This window comes from Streptomyces sp. AC602_WCS936 (genome assembly GCF_019049125.1).
Lineage (GTDB): Bacteria > Actinomycetota > Actinomycetes > Streptomycetales > Streptomycetaceae > Streptomyces.
Genome location: NZ_JAGMUF010000016.1, coordinates 1 through 17,243, shown reverse-complemented (window position 1 = coordinate 17,243; position 17,243 = coordinate 1). Strand labels below are relative to the sequence as shown.

17 protein-coding genes are annotated in these 17,243 nt (G+C 73.5%); 10 read left to right on the top strand and 7 right to left on the bottom strand.

Annotation, left to right across the window (positions count from 1 at the left end; translation table 11 throughout):
* Positions 1-8 precede the first annotated feature (8 nt).
* A complete protein-coding gene (locus tag KUM03_RS07205) occupies positions 9-941 on the top strand; it encodes a 1-phosphofructokinase family hexose kinase (RefSeq protein ID WP_217246180.1) in 933 nt (310 codons plus the stop codon).
* A 124-nt stretch (positions 942-1,065) separates the two neighbouring features.
* On the opposite strand, the gene KUM03_RS07200 is transcribed toward KUM03_RS07205, so the two are convergent.
* Complete coding sequence (locus KUM03_RS07200) at positions 1,066-2,046, bottom strand: CBM35 domain-containing protein (RefSeq protein ID WP_217246179.1); 981 nt, start codon at positions 2,044-2,046, stop codon at positions 1,066-1,068.
* 118 nt (positions 2,047-2,164) lie between these two features.
* Positions 2,165-3,832 (bottom strand): diguanylate cyclase CdgB, encoded by a 1,668-nt coding sequence (cdgB, locus tag KUM03_RS07195; protein WP_217246178.1) that lies wholly within the window; start codon positions 3,830-3,832, stop codon positions 2,165-2,167.
* Between the two features lie 322 nt (positions 3,833-4,154).
* Here cdgB and KUM03_RS07190 point away from each other — a divergent pair, with 322 nt between their 5' ends.
* Positions 4,155-4,763: a flavin reductase family protein gene (locus tag KUM03_RS07190; RefSeq protein ID WP_217246177.1), complete on the top strand. Its 609-nt coding sequence runs from the start codon at positions 4,155-4,157 to the stop codon at positions 4,761-4,763.
* 85 nt (positions 4,764-4,848) lie between these two features.
* Positions 4,849-5,340, top strand: coding sequence for a GNAT family N-acetyltransferase (locus tag KUM03_RS07185; RefSeq protein ID WP_217246176.1), 492 nt, complete (start codon positions 4,849-4,851; stop codon positions 5,338-5,340).
* On the opposite strand, the gene arfB is transcribed toward KUM03_RS07185, so the two are convergent.
* Positions 5,337-5,774: an alternative ribosome rescue aminoacyl-tRNA hydrolase ArfB gene (gene arfB / locus KUM03_RS07180; protein WP_217246175.1), complete on the bottom strand. Its 438-nt coding sequence runs from the start codon at positions 5,772-5,774 to the stop codon at positions 5,337-5,339. The two genes, KUM03_RS07185 and arfB, sit on opposite strands and share 4 nt — an antisense overlap.
* Before the next feature lie 158 nt (positions 5,775-5,932).
* On the opposite strand from arfB, the gene KUM03_RS07175 reads away from it, so the two are divergent.
* Positions 5,933-6,508: a TerD family protein gene (locus KUM03_RS07175; RefSeq protein ID WP_007450822.1), complete on the top strand. Its 576-nt coding sequence runs from the start codon at positions 5,933-5,935 to the stop codon at positions 6,506-6,508.
* 137 nt (positions 6,509-6,645) lie between these two features.
* Here the strand turns inward: KUM03_RS07175 and KUM03_RS07170 are convergent, their stop codons facing one another.
* Complete coding sequence (locus KUM03_RS07170) at positions 6,646-7,311, bottom strand: response regulator transcription factor (protein WP_217246174.1); 666 nt, start codon at positions 7,309-7,311, stop codon at positions 6,646-6,648.
* Positions 7,308-8,549 (bottom strand): sensor histidine kinase, encoded by a 1,242-nt coding sequence (locus KUM03_RS07165; RefSeq protein WP_217246173.1) that lies wholly within the window; start codon positions 8,547-8,549, stop codon positions 7,308-7,310. Before KUM03_RS07165 ends, KUM03_RS07170 begins: the two co-directional genes overlap by 4 nt.
* 271 nt (positions 8,550-8,820) lie before the next feature.
* Here KUM03_RS07165 and KUM03_RS07160 point away from each other — a divergent pair, with 271 nt between their 5' ends.
* Both KUM03_RS07160 and KUM03_RS07155 read left to right on the top strand, forming a co-directional pair.
* Positions 8,821-9,393 (top strand): heme-binding protein, encoded by a 573-nt coding sequence (locus KUM03_RS07160; RefSeq protein WP_217246273.1) that lies wholly within the window; start codon positions 8,821-8,823, stop codon positions 9,391-9,393.
* Positions 9,394-9,460: 67 nt separating this feature from the next.
* Positions 9,461-10,867, top strand: coding sequence for a M1 family metallopeptidase (locus KUM03_RS07155; RefSeq protein WP_217246172.1), 1,407 nt, complete (start codon positions 9,461-9,463; stop codon positions 10,865-10,867).
* 24 nt (positions 10,868-10,891) lie between these two features.
* Here KUM03_RS07155 and KUM03_RS07150 read toward each other — a convergent pair whose 3' ends face one another.
* Positions 10,892-11,890 carry a bifunctional GNAT family N-acetyltransferase/NUDIX hydrolase gene (locus KUM03_RS07150; RefSeq protein ID WP_217246171.1) on the bottom strand — a complete coding sequence of 333 codons (999 nt, stop codon included), beginning with the start codon at positions 11,888-11,890 and terminating at the stop codon, positions 10,892-10,894.
* 83 nt (positions 11,891-11,973) lie between these two features.
* On the opposite strand from KUM03_RS07150, the gene KUM03_RS07145 reads away from it, so the two are divergent.
* On the top strand, positions 11,974-12,474 hold the full coding sequence (locus KUM03_RS07145) for a hypothetical protein (RefSeq protein WP_217246170.1): 501 nt from the start codon (positions 11,974-11,976) through the stop codon (positions 12,472-12,474).
* Positions 12,475-12,495: 21 nt separating this feature from the next.
* On the opposite strand, the gene KUM03_RS07140 is transcribed toward KUM03_RS07145, so the two are convergent.
* Positions 12,496-13,206, bottom strand: a complete 711-nt coding sequence (locus KUM03_RS07140; protein ID WP_217246169.1) for a pentapeptide repeat-containing protein — start codon at positions 13,204-13,206, stop codon at positions 12,496-12,498.
* A gap of 164 nt (positions 13,207-13,370) precedes the next feature.
* Between KUM03_RS07140 and KUM03_RS07135 the strand changes: the two genes are divergently transcribed.
* From KUM03_RS07135 to KUM03_RS07125, 3 genes are all read left to right on the top strand, one after another.
* Positions 13,371-14,531: an NAD(P)-binding protein gene (locus tag KUM03_RS07135; protein ID WP_217246168.1), complete on the top strand. Its 1,161-nt coding sequence runs from the start codon at positions 13,371-13,373 to the stop codon at positions 14,529-14,531.
* A gap of 50 nt (positions 14,532-14,581) precedes the next feature.
* Positions 14,582-15,568 carry a zinc-binding dehydrogenase gene (locus KUM03_RS07130; protein ID WP_217246167.1) on the top strand — a complete coding sequence of 329 codons (987 nt, stop codon included), beginning with the start codon at positions 14,582-14,584 and terminating at the stop codon, positions 15,566-15,568.
* 79 nt (positions 15,569-15,647) lie between these two features.
* A complete protein-coding gene (locus KUM03_RS07125; protein ID WP_217246166.1) occupies positions 15,648-17,150 on the top strand; it encodes an MFS transporter in 1,503 nt (500 codons plus the stop codon).
* The last annotated feature ends 93 nt before the right edge of the window (positions 17,151-17,243 follow it).

The following is a 17,243-nucleotide window of genomic DNA, read 5'->3' as shown; positions in this document are numbered from 1 at the left end:
TCGGCACGGTGATCCTCACCGTCACACTCAACACCGCGCTCGACATCACCTACCGCGTCCCGGGCCTCAGGCCGCACGCCTCCCACCGGGTGACCGAGGTGACGGAGCGTCCCGGCGGCAAGGGCCTGAACGTCGCCCGGGTGCTGGCCGCCCTCGGGCACGAGGTCACGGTCACCGGCTTCGCGGGCGGCACCACCGGCGACACCGTGCGCGCGGGACTCACCGGCGTGCCCGGGGTGGCGGACGCGCTCGTGCCGGTGGCGGGGGCGACCCGGCGCACCATCGCCGTCGTGGACGAGCGCACCGGCGACACCACCCAGCTCAACGAACCCGGCCCGGCCGTCGCGCCCGCCGAGTGGCACGCCTTCCAGGAGGCGTACGAGGATCTGCTCGCCGGTGCCGCCGCGGTCGCCCTGTGCGGCAGCCTGCCGCCGGGCGTCCCGGTGGGCGCCTACGCCGGTCTGGTGCGCGCCGCCCGCGCGGCGGGCGTGCCGGTACTGCTGGACACCAGCGGGGAGCCGCTGCGCCGGGGCGTCGCCGCCCGTCCGGACATCATCAAGCCGAACGCCGACGAACTGGCCGAGCTGACCGGCTCGCACGAGCCGCTGCGGGCCACGCAGGCCGCCCGGCGCCGCGGCGCCCGCTCGGTGGTCGCCTCGCTGGGCGCCGCCGGGCTGCTCGCCCAGACACCGGAGGGCCGCTGGCGCGCCGCCCCGCCCGCCCACGTCCGCGGCAACCCGACCGGCGCGGGCGACTCGGCGGTCGCCGGGCTGCTCTCCGGCCTGGTGCAGCACCTGCCCTGGCCGGAGAGGCTGGCCCGCGCGGTCGCCCTGTCGGCGGCGACGGTGCTGGCGCCGGTGGCGGGCGAGTTCGACCGGGCGGCGTACGAGGAGCTGCTCGGCCGCGGGGTGGCGGTGACGGCGGAGGCCGACGCGGCGTGACACGAGACGGCGGACGGGGCCCGCGCAGCACGCGGCGACGGGACCCACGCAGCACGCGGCGGCGGGACCCACGCGGGCGTAACGCGAGAGGGCGGACGGTGCCCGCGGCCGGTCTACGGAGCCGTCAGCCCGTGGCGAGCGAGAACTGGTCGATGACCGCCTCGCACTTGTTGTCCGCGTTGCAGGCGAGCTCGATCGTGTTGGTGCCCTCGTTGAGGTTCACGGTGGCCCAGGTGGACTTCCAGCCCTTTTCCCAGTCCCCGGCGGGTGTGCCGCCGAAGTTGCTCATGTTCAGCGGACGGGCCTGGGCCTTGCCGTTGACCAGCAGGGTGGCGTCGGCGTCGGTGCCCGGGGTGCCGTAGCGCACGTTCAGCCGGTAGCTGCCGGCCTTCTCGATGCCGTTGACGGTCCAGGTGACCTTCGCGCCGACCTGGTTGAAGCCCGTGACGTAGACCCCGCCGTCGGCCTTCGCGCCCTCGATGTCCGAGGCGGTCGTCATGCCGGGCGACAGCCTGAGCGCCTTCGCGTCGGTCGCCGGGAGCTTCACCTCTTCCTCGGCCGTGTTACTGGCCGAGGGGCTGGGCTCGCTGCTCTGGGACTGGGTGGGCGTGGAGCCGCCGCCGGCCTCGTTGCCGCCCTTGTCGTCCTCGGAGCCGCTGCTCGTCATGGCCACGGCGATACCGACGACGACCGCGGCGACGACCGCGACCGCGCCGATCAGCAGTCCCTTGGTGTTGGGGCCGCGGCGTCCGCCGCCCCCGCCCGCGCCGCGTCCCGGCTGCTGCGGGCCGTTCGGCGCGCCGCCCCCGGGGAGCGTCTCCGGCGCCGCGTAGTGCGCGTTGGGCGCGCCGTACGCGCCCTGGGGCTGCCCGTAGGCGCCCTGCTGCTGCGGGGCGGCCTGGCCGTAGGCGGCGGTCGGGGCCGCCTGGCCCTGCGGTGCGCCGCCGTACTGCCGTGTGCCGACGGGACGCACCCGGTTGACGGAGTTCGGGTAGCCGTAGCCACCGGACGGCGGCTGGGCCCCGTTGGCCTGCCCGTCGGCGTAGAGGTAGCCGAAGGGGTCGTCGTCCTCGGGCGTGCTCGCGCCGTTGTTGCCGGGCGTCATCCCTTGGTCTCCTAACCAGATGCTTGCGTGTGCGGTACGGGTCGTGAGAGGGCGAGCCTACCCGCTCGCACTGACCCGAAAGGGTGACTCAGACCGCATCAGCGCCCTGACCTGGTGATCATCCGGCACGTCGGTGCTGTTTGGGACGAGATCGTTTCTCGACGTACATACGTTCGTCAGCAGACTTCAGCACTTCGTCCGCCGTCATGCCGCAGTGTGCCCACCCGATGCCGAAGCTGGCACCCACCCGGACGGCCCGTCCCTCGGCCCGGATCGGCTGGATGATCTCACCCCGCAGCCGTACGGCGAGGTCCTGGGCGTCGGCCCGGCCGAGCCCGTTGGCGAGGATCACGAACTCGTCGCCGCCGAGCCGGGCCACCGTGTCGCCGTCGCGGACGCCGCCGCTGAGCCGGCGGGCGACCTCGATGAGGACGGCGTCACCGGCGTTGTGCCCGAACCGGTCGTTGATCGACTTGAAGCCGTCCAGGTCGCAGAAGAGGACCGCGAGCCCCTTGGTGCCGTCGTCGCGGCCGTCCTCGGGGGCGACGGCGTGCACATGGTGGTCGTAAGCGCCGTACGGCTCGGTGGCCGCCGCCCCGAAGTCGAAGGTATGGCCGCCGGAGTCGAAGACGGCGGAGTCCCCGTAGGCGGCGTCCATCGCGTCCGCCACGCCCGCGTGGGGCGACTGCGGGCGCCGGCACAGCCGGGCGGCGAGGCGGGAGCGCAGCTCGGCGCTGTTGGGCAGGCCGGTGAGGGAGTCGTGGGAGGCGCGGTGGGCGAGCTGGAGCTCGCGGCGCTTGCGTTCCTCTATGTCCTCGACGTGGGTGAGCAGGAAGCGGGGCCCGTCGGCGGCGTCGGCGACGACGCTGTTGCGCAGGGAGACCCAGACGTACGTGCCGTCGCGGCGGCCCAGGCGCAGCTCGGCCCGGCCGCCCTCGGCGGAGGTGCGCAGCAGGGTGCCGATGTCCTCGGGGTGGACGAGGTCGGAGAAGGCGTAGCGGCGCATCGCGGAGGCGGGGCGGCCCAGGAGGCGGCACAGGGCGTCGTTGGTCCGCAGGATGCGGCCGTGCTGGTCGCCGCCCATCTCGGCGATGGCCATGCCGGACGGGGCGTACTCGAAGGCCTGCCGGAAGCTTTCCTCGCTGGCCCTCAGCGCCTGCTGGTCGCGCTCCAGGCGGACCAGGGCGCGCTGCATGTTGGAGCGGAGCCGGGCGTTGCTGATGGCGATGGCGGCCTGGAACGCGTACATCTGCAAAGCCTCGCGGCCCCAGGCGCCCGGACGGCGGCCGTTGCGCGGACGGTCCACGGACAGGACGCCGATCAGCTCGCCGCTGTTGCCGCCGCCCTGCGGGCCGGGGGCGTACATCGGGGCGAAGAGCCGGTCCGAGGGGTGCCACTCGTCCTCGAAGCGGGGCGCGGGCCCGTCGGTGTACCACTGCGGGACGTCGTCGTCGTCGAGGACCCAGCCCTCGGTGTGGGGTATGAAGATCAGGTCGCCCCACTGCTCGCCCATGCGCAGCCGCCGGTCCCAGGACTCGCGGGAGCCCGCCCGGCCGGTGATGAGGGCCTCGGCGGCCTGGTTGCCGGAGAAGGCGGCGACGACGAGGTCACCGTCGGGGCGCACCAGGTTGACGCACGCCAGCTCGTACCCGAGGGCCTGGACGACGCCGTCGGCGACGGCCTGCAGGGTGTCGGCCAGGCTGCGGGCCTTGTTCATGTCGGCCATGGCCTGGTGCAGTTGCCGCAGGGACGCAAGACGGACGTAGGGCTCCGACTCGGTCTCCATGCTCGCCCTCCCCCCGAGGCCTCGCAGCGAATCAAGGGTTGCCTTGGCGCCTTTACTGATGGTGCCCTTCCAGTTCCCCGCCACTGAATCACAGCGCGCTGCCCACTCGGTACACAGGGTCAACAATTACCGCCCCTTGTGACTCAAGTCACAGCGAAAGATGAACAATTGAGTGGTGTTTCTGCGTTTTCTCTGTGCGTTTACTGAACGCAAATTTTGCGTCTGTCCGCACGTCTCGCGCCGAACTCCTTCTGTGGTCCTAGGACCCGGTTCGGCCCGGGGCCCGATGCCTCGCCCCGGCCCCGGCGATTAGCGTGACGACGTGCCGAACACTCCTTCTCTCACGTCCTCCGCGTCCCCCGCGTCCCCCACGCTCCCGTCGCCGCCGCCCGCCGCCGGGCATGCTGAGGGGGTGAGCAACGAGGAGTTCCGTGCCGCCATGTCCCGGCTGGCCTCGGGCGTGGTCCTGGTGACCGCGCAGGAGCCGCCGCTGGACCCCGACGACCCGCAGGCGCCGAGCGGCGAGGACGTCGGCATGACGGCCACCGCCTTCATGTCCGTCTCCCTGGACCCGCCGCTGGTCCTGGTCAGCCTGCGCGAGGGCTCCCGTATGGACGACCTGCTGGACGAGCAGCCCCTGTGGGCGGTCTCCGTCCTGTCCGAGAGCCAGCGCCACATCGCCGGGCGCTTCGCCATGAAGGGCCGCGTCAGCGACCGGCTCCTCTTCGCCGACATCCCCTACCTGCGGGGCGAGGCGACCGACGCGCCCCTGGTCGGCGGCGCCCTGGCCACCCTGGAGTGCCGCACCGAGCAGCGCGTGCGGGCCGGGGACCACACCCTGGTCATCGGCCGCGTACTGACCGCCTCGCTGCCGAGCGCGGACGGCGGACCGCTGGCGTACTTCCGGGGGCGGTACCGGCAGTTGGGGTGACCTCCAGTTCGCTCGTCGTCCGTTTATTCGTTCGTCGTCCGCTTATTCGCTCGTCGTCCGTGCGGCGCCAGCCTAGGGTGCGCGCATGACGACCAGCACCACGCTCCGCCTCGAGGAAGTCACCCGCGCCAACTTCGAGGCCGCCACCGCCATCCGGGTCCGCCCCGACCAGGAGTTCGCCGTCGAGCCGGTGACGACGTCGCTCGCCGAGGCCTACCTCCATCCCGGCGTCGCCTGGCCCCGCCTGATTCTCGACGGCGACCGCCCCGTCGGCTTCCTCATGGCCTTCTTCGACATCGACTGGTACGAGGACGGCAGCGTGCGGCGCTCCGGGCTGTGGCGGCTGAACATCGCGGCCGGGGAACAGGGCCGGGGATACGGCCGTTTCGCGGTGGAGTCGGTGGCCGGGGAGATCCGCCGGCGCGGCGGCGAGGAGTGCTACGTCACCTGGCACCCGGGCCCGGACGGCCCCGAGGGCTTCTACCTGGGCCTGGGCTTCCGGCCGGACGGGGAGACGAGCGAGGGGCAGACGATCGGGGTGCTGAAGCTGGGGGAGCCGGAAGCCGTCGGGGACTAGTCCCAGTTCTTCGGGGAGCGGCCCCGCTTGGTCTCCGAGCGCTGCTTCTTCTCGCGGAGCCGGCGTTCGTTGATGCCGCGCGGTATGCGGGTCGGTCTGCGCGGCTTGGGCGGAGGGGCGGTGGCCTCGGCGAGGAGGGCCGTGAGGCGTACGGCGGCGGTCTCGCGGTTGCGCCACTGGGAGCGGTGCTCGGAGGCGCGGACGGTGACGACGCCGTCGGTCAGGCGTCCGGCCAGCCGCTCCAGCGCGCGGCGCTTCCACACCTCGGGCAGCGCATCGGTGCGCGCCAGGTCGAAGCGGAGCTCCACGGCCGTGTCCGTGGTGTTGACGTGCTGCCCGCCCGGCCCGGAGGAACGTGAGAAACGCCAGACGAGCTCGGCCTCGGGAAGGGAGACGGAGCCGCGGATGACATGGGGACCGGACATGCCGTCCATGTTCCCGTCCCCGTACGGTCCACGTCACCCCATTATCCTCGGCCCCGGCCTCGGTAAAGAAAGTAAAGAGAGCTGGAACCTTGTGGACCCCTCTCGTCGTTCATGGGGGTAGCTGTAACTTTCTTGCCGTACGTAAACGAGGGAAGGGACTCCCAACAATGGCTGTAAGCCTGTCCAAGGGTGGCAACGTCTCGCTCACCAAGGAGGCTCCGGGCCTGACCGAAGTCACCGTGGGCCTCGGCTGGGACGTCCGTACCACCACCGGCACCGACTTCGACCTCGACGCCTCCGCGATCGCGGTCAACACGCAGGGCAAGGTCTACTCCGACGCCCACTTCGTCTTCTTCAACAACAAGCAGACGCCGGACAACACCATCGTCCACACCGGTGACAACCGCACCGGCGAGGGCGCCGGCGACGACGAGGCGATCAACGTCAACCTGGCGGGTCTCCCGGCCGACATCGAGAAGATCGTCTTCCCGGTCTCGATCTACGACGCCGAGAACCGCTCGCAGAACTTCGGCCAGGTGCGCAACGCCTACATCCGCATCCTCAACCAGGCCGGCGGCGCCGAGATCGCCCGCTACGACCTGTCCGAGGACGCGGCCACCGAGACCGCCATGGTCTTCGGCGAGCTGTACCGCAACGGCGCCGAGTGGAAGTTCCGCGCCGTCGGCCAGGGCTACGCCTCGGGCCTGGTGGGCATCGCCCAGGACTTCGGCGTGAACGTCTGACGTTCGCCCGCGCGTTACACGGTACGAAGGCTCCCCGGACGTCCGGCCGGGGGGCCTTCGGCGTTCCCGTGCCGGGCTTCCGTGACGGGACATGCCGGGCTTCCGTGACGGGACGTGCCGGGCTTCCGTGACGGGCTTCACGGCAGCAGGCGCTGCTCCTTCGCCACCGCGACCGCGCCCGCCCGGGTGTCGACGCCCAGCTTGTCGTAGATGCGGCGCAGGTGCGTCTTCACCGTCGCCTCGCTGATGAACAGGGCGCGGGCGATCTCCCGGTTGCCGAGGCCGGTGGCGAGTTGGGCCAGGATGTCGCGTTCGCGGTCGGTGAGGGAGGGGCGCGGGCTGCGCATGTTGGCCATGACACGGCCGGCGACGGGACCGGACAGCGTCGTACGGCCCTGGGCGGCGGCGTGGATGGCGGCGAAGAGCTCCTCGGGGCGTTCGGCCTTGAGCAGGTAGCCGGTCGCGCCGGCCTCGATGGCGCGGGTGATGTCGGCGTCGGTGTCGTACGTGGTCAGCACCAGGACGTGCGGGACGCGGCCGGAGCCGGTCGCGGTGGCGGCGGTGAGGCGGCGGGTGGCCTCCACGCCGTCGATGCCCGCGCCGAGTTGCAGGTCCATCAGCACCACGTCCGGCGCCAGCCGCGCCGCGAGCGCCAGCGCCTCCTCGCCGGTGCCCGCCTCGCCGGCCACCTCGATGCCGGGGGCGCTGTCGAGCAGGGCGAGCAGTCCGGCCCGTACGACGACGTGGTCGTCGCAGACCAGGATGCGGACGGGGGCGGGCCCGCCGTCTGCCGGGTGGGTCATCGGGGTGTCTCCTGCCGGTCGGCCGGGTCGGGGCGGGGCGCTTCGAGGGGGACGGCGGCGGACAGGACGGTGCCCTCGCCGGGCGCCGACTCCACGGTCAGGGTGCCGCCCAGCTGGCGCAGCCGGGCGCGCATCGCGGGCAGCCCGTGTCCGCGCACCCCGGCGGCGGCGTCGGGGAGCGCCGTCGGGTCGAAGCCGTGTCCGTCGTCGGTGACGTCCAGGACGGCCTGGTCGTCGAGGAGGGTGAGGGTCAGGGCGGCGGTGGCGGCGCCCGCGTGTTCCCGGACGTTGGCCAGGGCGCCCTGGGCGATGCGCAGCAGGGCCGACTGGACGCGGTCGGGCAGCAGCGGGGACCGGCCGCCGTCGTCGACGTGGACGCGCACGGTGAGGTGGTCGCCGGACTCCCGCGTCGCCAGGGCGCGCAGCGCCGCGTCCAGGCCGCCGCCTCGGGCGAGGTCGGCGGGGGCGAGGTCGTGGACGAAGCGGCGGGCCTCGGTGAGGTTGTGCTCGGCGACGGAGGCGGCGCCCCGGACGTGGGTGCGGGCCTTGTCCGGGTCGGTCTCCCAGATCCGCTCGGCGGCCTGGAGCAGCATCCGCTGGCTGGACAGGCCCTGGGCGAGGGTGTCGTGGATCTCCATGGACAGCCGCTGCCGTTCGGCGAGGGTGCCCTCGCGGCGCTCGGAGGCGGCGAGTTCCCGGCGGGTGCGGATCAGGTCGTCGATCAGGGCGCGCTGCCGGGCCGCCTGCCGTTCGGTGTGCAGGAACACGGCGGCGGCGATCGCGGCGACGGCGGGCGGCGCGAGCAGCAGGTTCGGGTCGAAGCCCCCTGCGAGCCGGAGCTGCGCGGCGACGACGAACAGCGTCAGGACGGTGACCAGCACCAGCGCCGCCCTGGCCGGGAGGGTGCGCAGGCCGGTGTAGAAGAGGGGCACCGCGCACCAGGCGAAGCTCGGCGCGAGTACGACCAGGACCATCCACACCACGACCACCAGGCCCAGCCAGGCCAGGCGCCGCCGGGCGGGCCGATCAACGGGGCTGGACGGCCCGGGTCCGCTCAGCACCGGCCCGAGCAGGTGCAGCACCGCGAGGGTGAGGGAGAGGGCGAAGATCCACGGGGTGCGGGGCTCGCCGGGGTGGCGCAGCAGGAAGCGGGCGAGGGCGCCGCCGAGCAGGAGGAAGAACGCCGCGTGCATCACGGCGCCGAGCCACCGGCTGTCCGGGTCGTACGGCTTCGGCATCCGGCGCCCACCTCCTTCCGCCCGCGTCCGCGGCCGCGCCTGCCCCTCCCCCTCAACCTGCCGCAGGGGAACGCTGAGCTGCGCGAACACTCCCATGATGACCCTTCGGGACGGCCCGCGGGTCAGCCGATCGGACGACCCCGCCGTCGCCCGATCCGTGCGCGACCGGCAGCCGGAACGGCGACCGCGCACCCCCGGTGCCGGGCGGAGGGTGGAGAGCAGACGGAAGCCGCCGCCCTTTCGAGGAGCAGACCCCATGAAGAAGGCCCCCATGAAGAAGTCCCTCTCCCGCCGCGCCCGCATCGCCACCGGCAGCGCCGTTCTCGCCGCGGTCGCCGCCGGCACCTTCGGCACGGTCGCGGCGAACGCCTCCGCCCCCGACGCGGCCCAGGACTCCGCGGTGGCCGCCGCCCCCGTCGCCGCCGAGGCGGGCAAGCGCGACACCACCACCTCCACGCACTTGACGATCGACGCCGCGACCGAGGCCGCGCAGGCGGCGCTGAAGGCCGCGAAGAAGGAGGGCCAGCGGATCACGGTCGCCGTCGTCGACCGCAACGGCAACACGATCCTCACCATGCGCGGTGACGGCGCCGGCCCGCAGTCCTACGAGTCGGCCGAGAAGAAGGCGTACACCGCCGTCTCCTGGAACGCCCCGACCTCCGAGCTGGAGGGCCGCCTGGAGAACGCCCCGAACCTGAAGGACATCCCGGGCACCCTGTTCCTGGGCGGCGGCGTCCCGGTCACGTCCGGCAAGGCGCCGATCGCCGGCATCGGTGTGGCGGGTGCCCCCTCCGGCGCCCTGGACGAGAAGTTCGCGCAGGCGGGCGCGGCGGCGCTGAACTAGCCCGCTCACGGGCCGCGCAGCCTTTCCCAACGGGCGTTTCACGTGAAACGCCCCATAGGATCGCGACGTGCGCACCACCCCCCGTCTGCTCGTAGCCGCCGCCACCGCCACCGCCCTCGCGGCGTGCAGCGGTGGCGGCGCGGTCGAGGGCACCCCCGGCGGCTCGGGCGTGCGCGACCCGTACTTCCCCAAGGCGGGCAACGGCGGCTACGACATCGGGCACTACGACCTCGACCTGGCCTACGACCCCGACGGCAGGCACCTCACCGGAACGGCGGTGATCACCGCCCGTGCGACCCAGAGCCTGTCCGCCTTCAACCTGGACCTCAAGGGCCTGGACGTCGAGGAGGTCACCGTCGAGGGCCGGGACGCCCGTTTCAACCGGGCCGGTCAGGAGCTGACCGTCCGCCCGGCCGACGAGCTGGACGACGGGGAGACCTTCCGCGTCACCGTCCGCTACTCCGGCGAACCGGTGACGATCACCGACCCCGACGACTCGGAGGAGGGCTGGCTGCCCACCGCCGACGGCGCGGTCGGGCTGGGTCAGCCGACGGGTTCGATGGCCTGGTTCCCCGGCAGCCACCATCCCTCCGACAAGGCGACGTACGACCTGAAGGTGACCGTGCCGGAGGGGCTCGGCGCCGTCTCCAACGGCGAGTTGACGGGCGAGTCGACCCGCGGCGGCCGTACGACGTCCACCTGGCACGTCGGAGAGCCGATGGCGAGCCACGTCGTGACGGTCGCCGTCGGCGAGTGGGAGACGGAACGCTTCACCACCGACGACGGGCTGCCGGTCCACACGGCCGTCGACCCGCGGCAGGCCGAGGCGAGCCGCGAGGTGCTGGGGCGGATCCCCGAGGTCATGGAGTGGGCCGTGGAGAACTTCGGCCCGTACCCCTTCTCCTCCACCGGGGCGATCGTCGACCGCGTGGCGGACGCCGGGTACGCCCTGGAGACGCAGAACCGGCCCTACTTCCCCGGCGCCCCCGACACCGTCCTGCTCGTCCACGAGCTCGCGCACCAGTGGTACGGGAACTCCGTCAGCCCGGAGACCTGGCGCGACATGTGGCTCAACGAGGGCTTCGCCACCTACGCCGAGTGGCTGTGGGAGGAGGACCAGGGCGGCGACACCGCACAGGAGACCTTCGACGCGCTCTACGACGGGACCTACTACGACGACGCGGACGCGAACGCCTCGATCTGGGCGTTCCCGCCCGCCGAGCCGCCCGACGCGGAGCACATCTCGGCGAGCCCCGTCTACCAGCGCGGCGCGATGGTCCTGCACAAGATCCGCCAGGCGGTCGGCGACGAGGCGTTCCTCGGCCTCCTGCGGGGCTGGGCCGCCGAGCACCGCCACGGCAACGCGGACACCGAGGACTTCACGGCGTACGTGGAGAAGTCGGCGCCGGACGAGGACTTCACGGCGATCTGGGAGGACTGGCTGTACGGGGACGGCAGGCCGGACAGCCCGTGAGCCGCCGGCCCCGTCCCTCCCGCCTCACTCCCCCGGCGCCTCGGACGGCTCGGACACCCCGGGTGCCTCGAACGCGTCGAGCAGCCGGGCCAGGTCCGGGGGCCAGAGCGCTTCGGGGGACTCGGCGAGTTCCTCGCGGGTCCACCACCTCCAGGTGAGGATGCCGTCCTGGGCGTGGGAGGCGGCGAGGTGCGGGCCGGTGGGTTCGCGGCGGGGGCCGCGGGTGACGTAGATGTGTTCGTACTGGCGGACGGGGCCGACGCTCAGGTGCGTGAAGTCGTGTTCCCAGGTGCACAGCAGCGGGCCGGGCTCCAGGTCGGTCCAGCCGGTCTCCTCGCGCACCTCGCGCAGGGCGCCCTCACGGGGGCTCTCGTCCGCCTCCAGGCCGCCGCCGGGCATCGCCCAGTACACGCCGACCTCGGTGTTGTCGTAGCGGAAGAGGAAGACCGCTCCCTCGGGGTCGAGCACGGCGAACCGGGCGGCGCGGCGCGGCGTGCGCGGCCGGTCGCTGTCCAGGGGGCGGCGCAGCACCGTGCAGGGCCGGCCGAGGGCGTGGTCGCGGCGGTGGTCCACGGCCGTGTAGCCGAGGGCGGTCCAGAAGGCGAGGCCGCCGGTGTTGGAGTCGAGGACGGCGAGCCGTACGGCGGTGCGGCCCGCGGCGCGGAAGCGGTCCTCGACGAGGGACGCGAGCCGTCGGCCGTGTCCCTGACCCCACAGGCCCGCGTCGATCATCAGCAGCCCGATCCAGGGGTCCGGGTCGGCCGGGTCGGGGTGCCGGGCGAGGGTGACCGCGACGCCGACCAGCCGGCCCGCGTCCCGGGCGAGCAGCACCTCGGCGCCCGGCCGCGCCAACTCGTCGGCCAGCGCCGCCGCCACCTGCTCCGGACGGATGTCGTCCGGGTCGGGGAAGTCGCCGCCGAGCGCGTGGAAGGCGTGGTTGGAGGCGTAGAGGGCGGTGAGTTCGGTGAGGAGGGGGCCGGGGATGTCGTGGTCGGGGGTGAGGTGGAGCGGGGTGATGATCACGCCGGGCAACTTAGCCGACGCCCCGCCGCTCGCGGGGGCCCGCGACGGCGCACCCGGGCCGCCGCCGTGACACCATCACCTGCGTGCTCGACATCGGCTACGCCCTCTCCACCCGCTTCCCGGACCCGCCGCAGACGGACTACCGCCGCGCGGACGTCCGTGCCCTGCGGCACGACCTGTTCTGCGGGGACGTGTACCTCGCCGACACCAAGGCGGACCGGGAACTGTCCACAGCCTGGGGATGGGTGCCGGTGCTCGACTTCGCGTGGGCGCTGTGCGACATCGTGGAGCGCGTCGACCGGGACCCGGCGGGCTCCCGGGCCGCCCGGCCGCAGCGGGCGGAGCTGGACTTCACCGAGTCCTCCGACCGCCTGCTCTTCGAGCGCCGCTTCGGCTGGGTCGACATCGAGGCGGAGTGGGTGCCGGCGGACGAGCCCCCGCTGTCCTTCTCCCACGCCGAACTGCGCCGGGAGGCCCGGGACTTCCTGCACGACCTGATCGCCGACCTCACCGACATGCACGACGACCTGGCGGACAACCCGGCGATCTGGACCCTCCAGGCCCGCTTCCCGCGGGTCTCCTGAGCGCCCCGGGCCGGACGGACCCTACTCCTCCGCCAGCACCCGCACCCCCAGCTCCGCCGCCAGGACCGGCGCCAGGTCCAGCAGCTGGGCCGGGCTGATCACAGCGCCGGAGAGCCGGTCCACGCCCCGGGCGATCTCCAGCGGGGCGGCGCCGCGCAGGTCGACGTCGGTGAGGGACGCCGCGCTGAAGTCCGCCTCCTTCAGGGCGCAGTCCACGAACGCGACCCGCTCCAGGCGGGCGCCCCCGAAGTCCGGCTCGACGAGGACGCAGCCCTCGAAGACCACGTCCTTGAGCCGGGACCGGCGCAGATTCAGGTAGTCGATCTTGCCGCCGCGGATCAGGACCCGTTCCAGCACTGCGCCGTGCAGCTGGGTGCCGCCCAGGCGGGCGTCGTGCAGCTCGACGTCGCGCAGGGTGGCCTCGGCCAGGTTCACGCCGACGCCCCGGACGCCGTTGAGGACGGAGTCGAGCAGCCGGGCGCGGGGCATCGACGCCTCGTCCAGCGCGCAGCCCGTCAGCGCGCAGTCCATGAAGCGGGCGCCCGCGCCGTCCTGGCCCGCGAAGTCAGTCTCGCGGAACTCCAGCCCGTCGTAGTCCCCGTCCGGCTCCAGCTCACCGCCGTCGTAAGGCTCGAGCGGCGGCAGCCGCAGCTCGGGGCGGCGTGCCGCCCGCACCTTCGCCGTACCCGGCCTCGAACCCGCACCGCCGCCGCCCGCCGCTCTCCTCGCCATACCCCCCATGCTGCACCCCGCCACTGACAACCGCTCCGGCCGTCCGCTCCGGCCTGCGCGAAGGCCGCTCCCCGGCCGCATGTCACATTCGCCACCCCCGGCGGCGTCGTACTCACGGACAGGCACTCCGCAAGGCGTCCCCGACCCGAGGGAGAACCACAGCCATGCATCGCATCACCGTCATCGGCGGCGGCTTCGCCGGACTCACCGCGGCCATCACCGCCGCCGAGGCGGGCGCCAAGGTCACCGTGCACGAGGCCCACCACACGCTCGGCGGACGGGCCCGGACGGCCGACGGCCCCTACCGCACCAACGACGGCCCGCACGCCCTCTACAACGGCGGCCCGCACTGGTCGTGGCTCAGGCAGCGCGACCTGATCGGTCCGCTCGCGCCGCTCCCGCCGCTGGAGGGGGCCCGGCTGCGGCTGCGCCACAAGGGTGTGCTGCGCCGCACCCCGCCCTTCGCCATGCTCAAGCTGCTGCGCCGGGGCGCGGGGCGGGCGCCCGTGGACAGCGACTTCCTGACCTGGGCGTCGGGAATCGCGGGCGAGGAGGGTGCGCGGGCAGCCGCCCACTACTGCGCCGTCGCCCTCTTCCACCACGACCCCGGTTCGCTGTCCGCCGCCTTCGTGCACGAGCGGTTGCGCCGGGCCGCCAAGCTACCGCCGGAGGCGCACTATCCGCGCGGCGGCTGGGCGGGCGTGATCGACCGGATGGCCGCCCTGGCATGGAACCTCGGGGTCCGGATGGAGACCCTCTCCCGCGTCGACACGGTCCCGGCCGACACCCCGGTGGTCGTGGCCACCTCCCTGGACGCCGCGCGCCGCCTGCTGGGGGACGCCTCGCTGGCCTGGCCGAGCGGGCGCACCACGCTGGTCGACCTGGCCGTACGGACCCGGCGCGGTGACGCCTTCGCGGTCTCGGATCTGGACGCGCCGGGCTGGATCGAGCGGTTCACCGCGCAGGACCGCACCCTGGCGCCGGCGGGCGAGCAGCTGATCCAGGGGCAGATCCCCATCGCGCCCGGCGAGTCGAAGGCCGACGGCAGCGCCCGCGCCGACGAGCTGCTCGACCTCGGCTTCCCCGGCTGGCGCGAGCGGCTGACCTGGCGGCGGGAGGCGGTCGCGAACGGCCGTACCGGGGCCGTGGACCTGCCGGGCAGCACGTGGCGCGACCGGCCCGCCGTCGACCGGGGCGACGGGGTCTACCTCGCCGGTGACCAGGTGGCGGCTCCGGGGCTGCTGTCGGAGGTGTCGTTCAACAGCGCGCTGACGGCGGTGTCCCTGGCGCTGGGCAGGCGCGAGCTTGACCTCAAGCATGCTTGAGGTCATTGGGTGGGACCCACACACAGCCCGCCTCACCCTGGGGGGACCCCATGCGCGCCATCCGTCTGCACGCCTTCGGCCCGGCCGAGAACCTCGTCCTCGAAGAGGTCGAGGACCCGCGGCCGGGTCCCGGTCAGGTCCGGGTCGCCGTCCGCGCGGCGGGCGTCCACCTGCTGGACACCGCCCTGCGCGAGGGCGTCCAGGGGCCCTTGCCCCAGCCGCCCGACCTGCCCACCGTCCCCGGCCGCGAGGTCGCCGGTGTCGTCGACGCCCTCGGGGAGGGCACGTCCGGGGACTGGCTCGGCAGGCGGGTCGTCGTCCACCTCGGCTTCGCCCCGGGCGGCTACGCCGAACTCGCCGTCGCCGACGCCGCCCGCCTCCACGAGATCCCCGCGAACCTGGACTTCGCCGAGGCCGTCGCCATGATCGGGACGGGGCGTACGACGATGGGGATTCTGCAGTTCGCCGACCTGGGCCCCGGTTCCGTGGCCGTGGTCCCGGCCGCGGCCGGCGGCATCGGCACGCTGCTCGTGCAGTACGCGAAGCACGCCGGCGCCACGGTGATCGGCCTCGCGGGCGGCCCGGAGAAGACCGCCCGCGTCGCCGCGAACGGCGCCGACCTCGCCGTCGACTACCGGGACCCCGAGTGGCCGGCCAAGGTCCGCGCCCACCTGGGCGGCGACGAGGCCACCGTCGTCTTCGACGGCGTCGGCGGGGACGTCGCCCGCGAGGCCGTCGCCCTGCTCGGGCCCGGCGGCCGGCACCTGGTGTTCGGCTGGTCGGGCATGAGCCCGCACGACGGCGACGGCATCCCGTACCTCGTCGAGGGCGTCTCCCAGCAGGTGCTCGGCCCCGTGATGATGGAGAAGGCCGGTGGCGACGACCCCGTACGCACCCTCGAACTGCGGGCCCTCGCCCAGGCCGCCGAGGGACGGCTCGTCCCGGCCGTGCACCGCTTCCCGCTCGCCGGCGCCGCCGCCGCGCACCGCGCGCTGGAGAACCGGGGGACGACCGGGAAGGTGGTCCTGGAGCCCTGATCCTTTCGACTGCCCTATCGACTGCCGGTCCAGCCCTCGCGCGGATGCGGTACGACCCGATTCATGGTCTTCTGACCAGATGAGTGCCACCCGGACAGGTGAGCCGGCCGCGCCCGCGAAAGCCGACCCCCGCCGCTGGTGGGGGCTGGTGGTGATCGCCCTGGCCCAGCTGATGGTCGTACTGGACGCGACCATTGTGAACATCGCGCTGCCCTCCGCCCAGCACGACCTGGGCATGTCCGACGGCAACCGGCAGTGGGTGATCACCGCCTACACCCTCGCCTTCGGCGGCCTGCTGCTGCTCGGCGGGCGGATCGCGGATCTGGTGGGCCGCAAACGCACCTTCGTCATCGGGCTGATCGGCTTCGCCGCAGCCTCCGCGATCGGCGGCGCCGCCGCCACCCCGGCGATGCTCTTCGGCGCCCGCGCCCTCCAGGGCGTCTTCGCCGCCGTCCTCGCGCCGTCCGCGCTGTCCCTGATGACGACGACCTTCACCGACCCCAAAGAGCGCGGGAAGGCCTTCGGCATCTACGGCGCGCTCGCGGCCAGCGGCGCCGCGGTCGGTTTCATCGTCGGCGGTGTGCTCACCGAGTACCTCAACTGGCGCTGGTGCCTGTACGTCAACGTCCCCGTCGCCGTCGCCGCCGTGATCGGCGCCTTCGTCCTGCTGCACGACCGCCCCGGCCGCCCCGGCGCCCGCCTCGACGTGCCCGGCGTGCTGCTGGGCTGCGGCGGACTGGTCGCCCTCGTCTACGGCTTCAGCGAGGCGCAGCCGCGGGGCTGGACCGACGCGCTGGTGCTGGCGCTGTTCGCCGCGGGCGTCGTCCTCCTCGTGGTCTTCGTGTGGTGGCAGACCCGGGCGACGGTGCCGCTGCTGCCGCTGCACGTCATCAAGGACCGCAACCGCGCCGGGTGCTTCCTGACCATGATGCTGGCCGTCATCGGCATGTTCGGGATGTTCCTGTTCATGACCTACTACCTCCAGGAGATCCTCCGGTACTCGCCCGTGAAGACCGGGCTGGCGTTCCTGCCGATGACCGCGGCGATCGTCATCGGCTCCACGCAGATCTCGGCCCGGCTGCTGCGCCGCGTGGGCCCGCGCATGCTGATGGTCCCCGGCATGCTCCTCGCCTCCGGCGGCATGGCGTTCCTCACCCAGATGACCGTGGACTCCGCGTACGCCTCCGTGATCCTGCCGGCGCTGATCCTGATGGGCCTCGGCATGGGTCTGACCTTCATGCCGGTCTTCTCCACCGCGACCGCCGGGGTCGCCCCGCAGGACTCCGGCGTGACGTCGGCGACGGTCAACACCTCGCAGCAGGTGGGCGGCTCGATCGGCACGGCACTGCTCAACACCGTCGCGACCGGCACCAGCGCCTCCTGGATCACCTCCCACCTCACCGACCCGGCACAGCGGGAGCAGGTCGTCCGGGAGGGCATCGTCCACGGCTACACGGTCGCCATCTGGCTGGCCGCCGGCATCATGCTGCTGGCGAGCCTGGTCGCGGGCCTGATGGTGACGGCGAAGGCCCCGAGGCACGGCAGTCCGGCCGACCGGCCGGTGCCGGAACCGGTGGCCTAGGTGTGCTGTCCCGGGACGTTGGTGACACGCGTGCTGGGTGCTTGAACAGGTGAGGGCCTTCTGGGTTCGGTGTGGATTGCGACATCTACGCCC

Bases quoted from the DNA above. Each gene is read 5' to 3' on its own strand.
- KUM03_RS07130 (WP_217246167.1), top strand. From the start codon at position 14,582: ATGCGCGCCATCCGTCTGCACGCCTTCGGCCCGGCCGAGAACCTCGTC.
- KUM03_RS07175 (WP_007450822.1), top strand. From the start codon at position 5,933: ATGGCTGTAAGCCTGTCCAAGGGTGGCAACGTCTCGCTCACCAAGGAG.
- KUM03_RS07165 (WP_217246173.1), bottom strand. From the start codon at position 8,549: ATGCCGAAGCCGTACGACCCGGACAGCCGGTGGCTCGGCGCCGTGATG.
- arfB (WP_217246175.1), bottom strand. From the start codon at position 5,774: ATGGACGGCATGTCCGGTCCCCATGTCATCCGCGGCTCCGTCTCCCTT.
- KUM03_RS07200 (WP_217246179.1), bottom strand. From the start codon at position 2,046: ATGACGCCCGGCAACAACGGCGCGAGCACGCCCGAGGACGACGACCCC.
- KUM03_RS07125 (WP_217246166.1), top strand. From the start codon at position 15,648: ATGAGTGCCACCCGGACAGGTGAGCCGGCCGCGCCCGCGAAAGCCGAC.
- cdgB (WP_217246178.1), bottom strand. From the start codon at position 3,832: ATGGAGACCGAGTCGGAGCCCTACGTCCGTCTTGCGTCCCTGCGGCAA.
- KUM03_RS07140 (WP_217246169.1), bottom strand. From the start codon at position 13,206: ATGGCGAGGAGAGCGGCGGGCGGCGGCGGTGCGGGTTCGAGGCCGGGT.
- KUM03_RS07160 (WP_217246273.1), top strand. From the start codon at position 8,821: ATGAAGAAGTCCCTCTCCCGCCGCGCCCGCATCGCCACCGGCAGCGCC.
- KUM03_RS07135 (WP_217246168.1), top strand. From the start codon at position 13,371: ATGCATCGCATCACCGTCATCGGCGGCGGCTTCGCCGGACTCACCGCG.
- KUM03_RS07170 (WP_217246174.1), bottom strand. From the start codon at position 7,311: ATGACCCACCCGGCAGACGGCGGGCCCGCCCCCGTCCGCATCCTGGTC.
- KUM03_RS07185 (WP_217246176.1), top strand. From the start codon at position 4,849: ATGACGACCAGCACCACGCTCCGCCTCGAGGAAGTCACCCGCGCCAAC.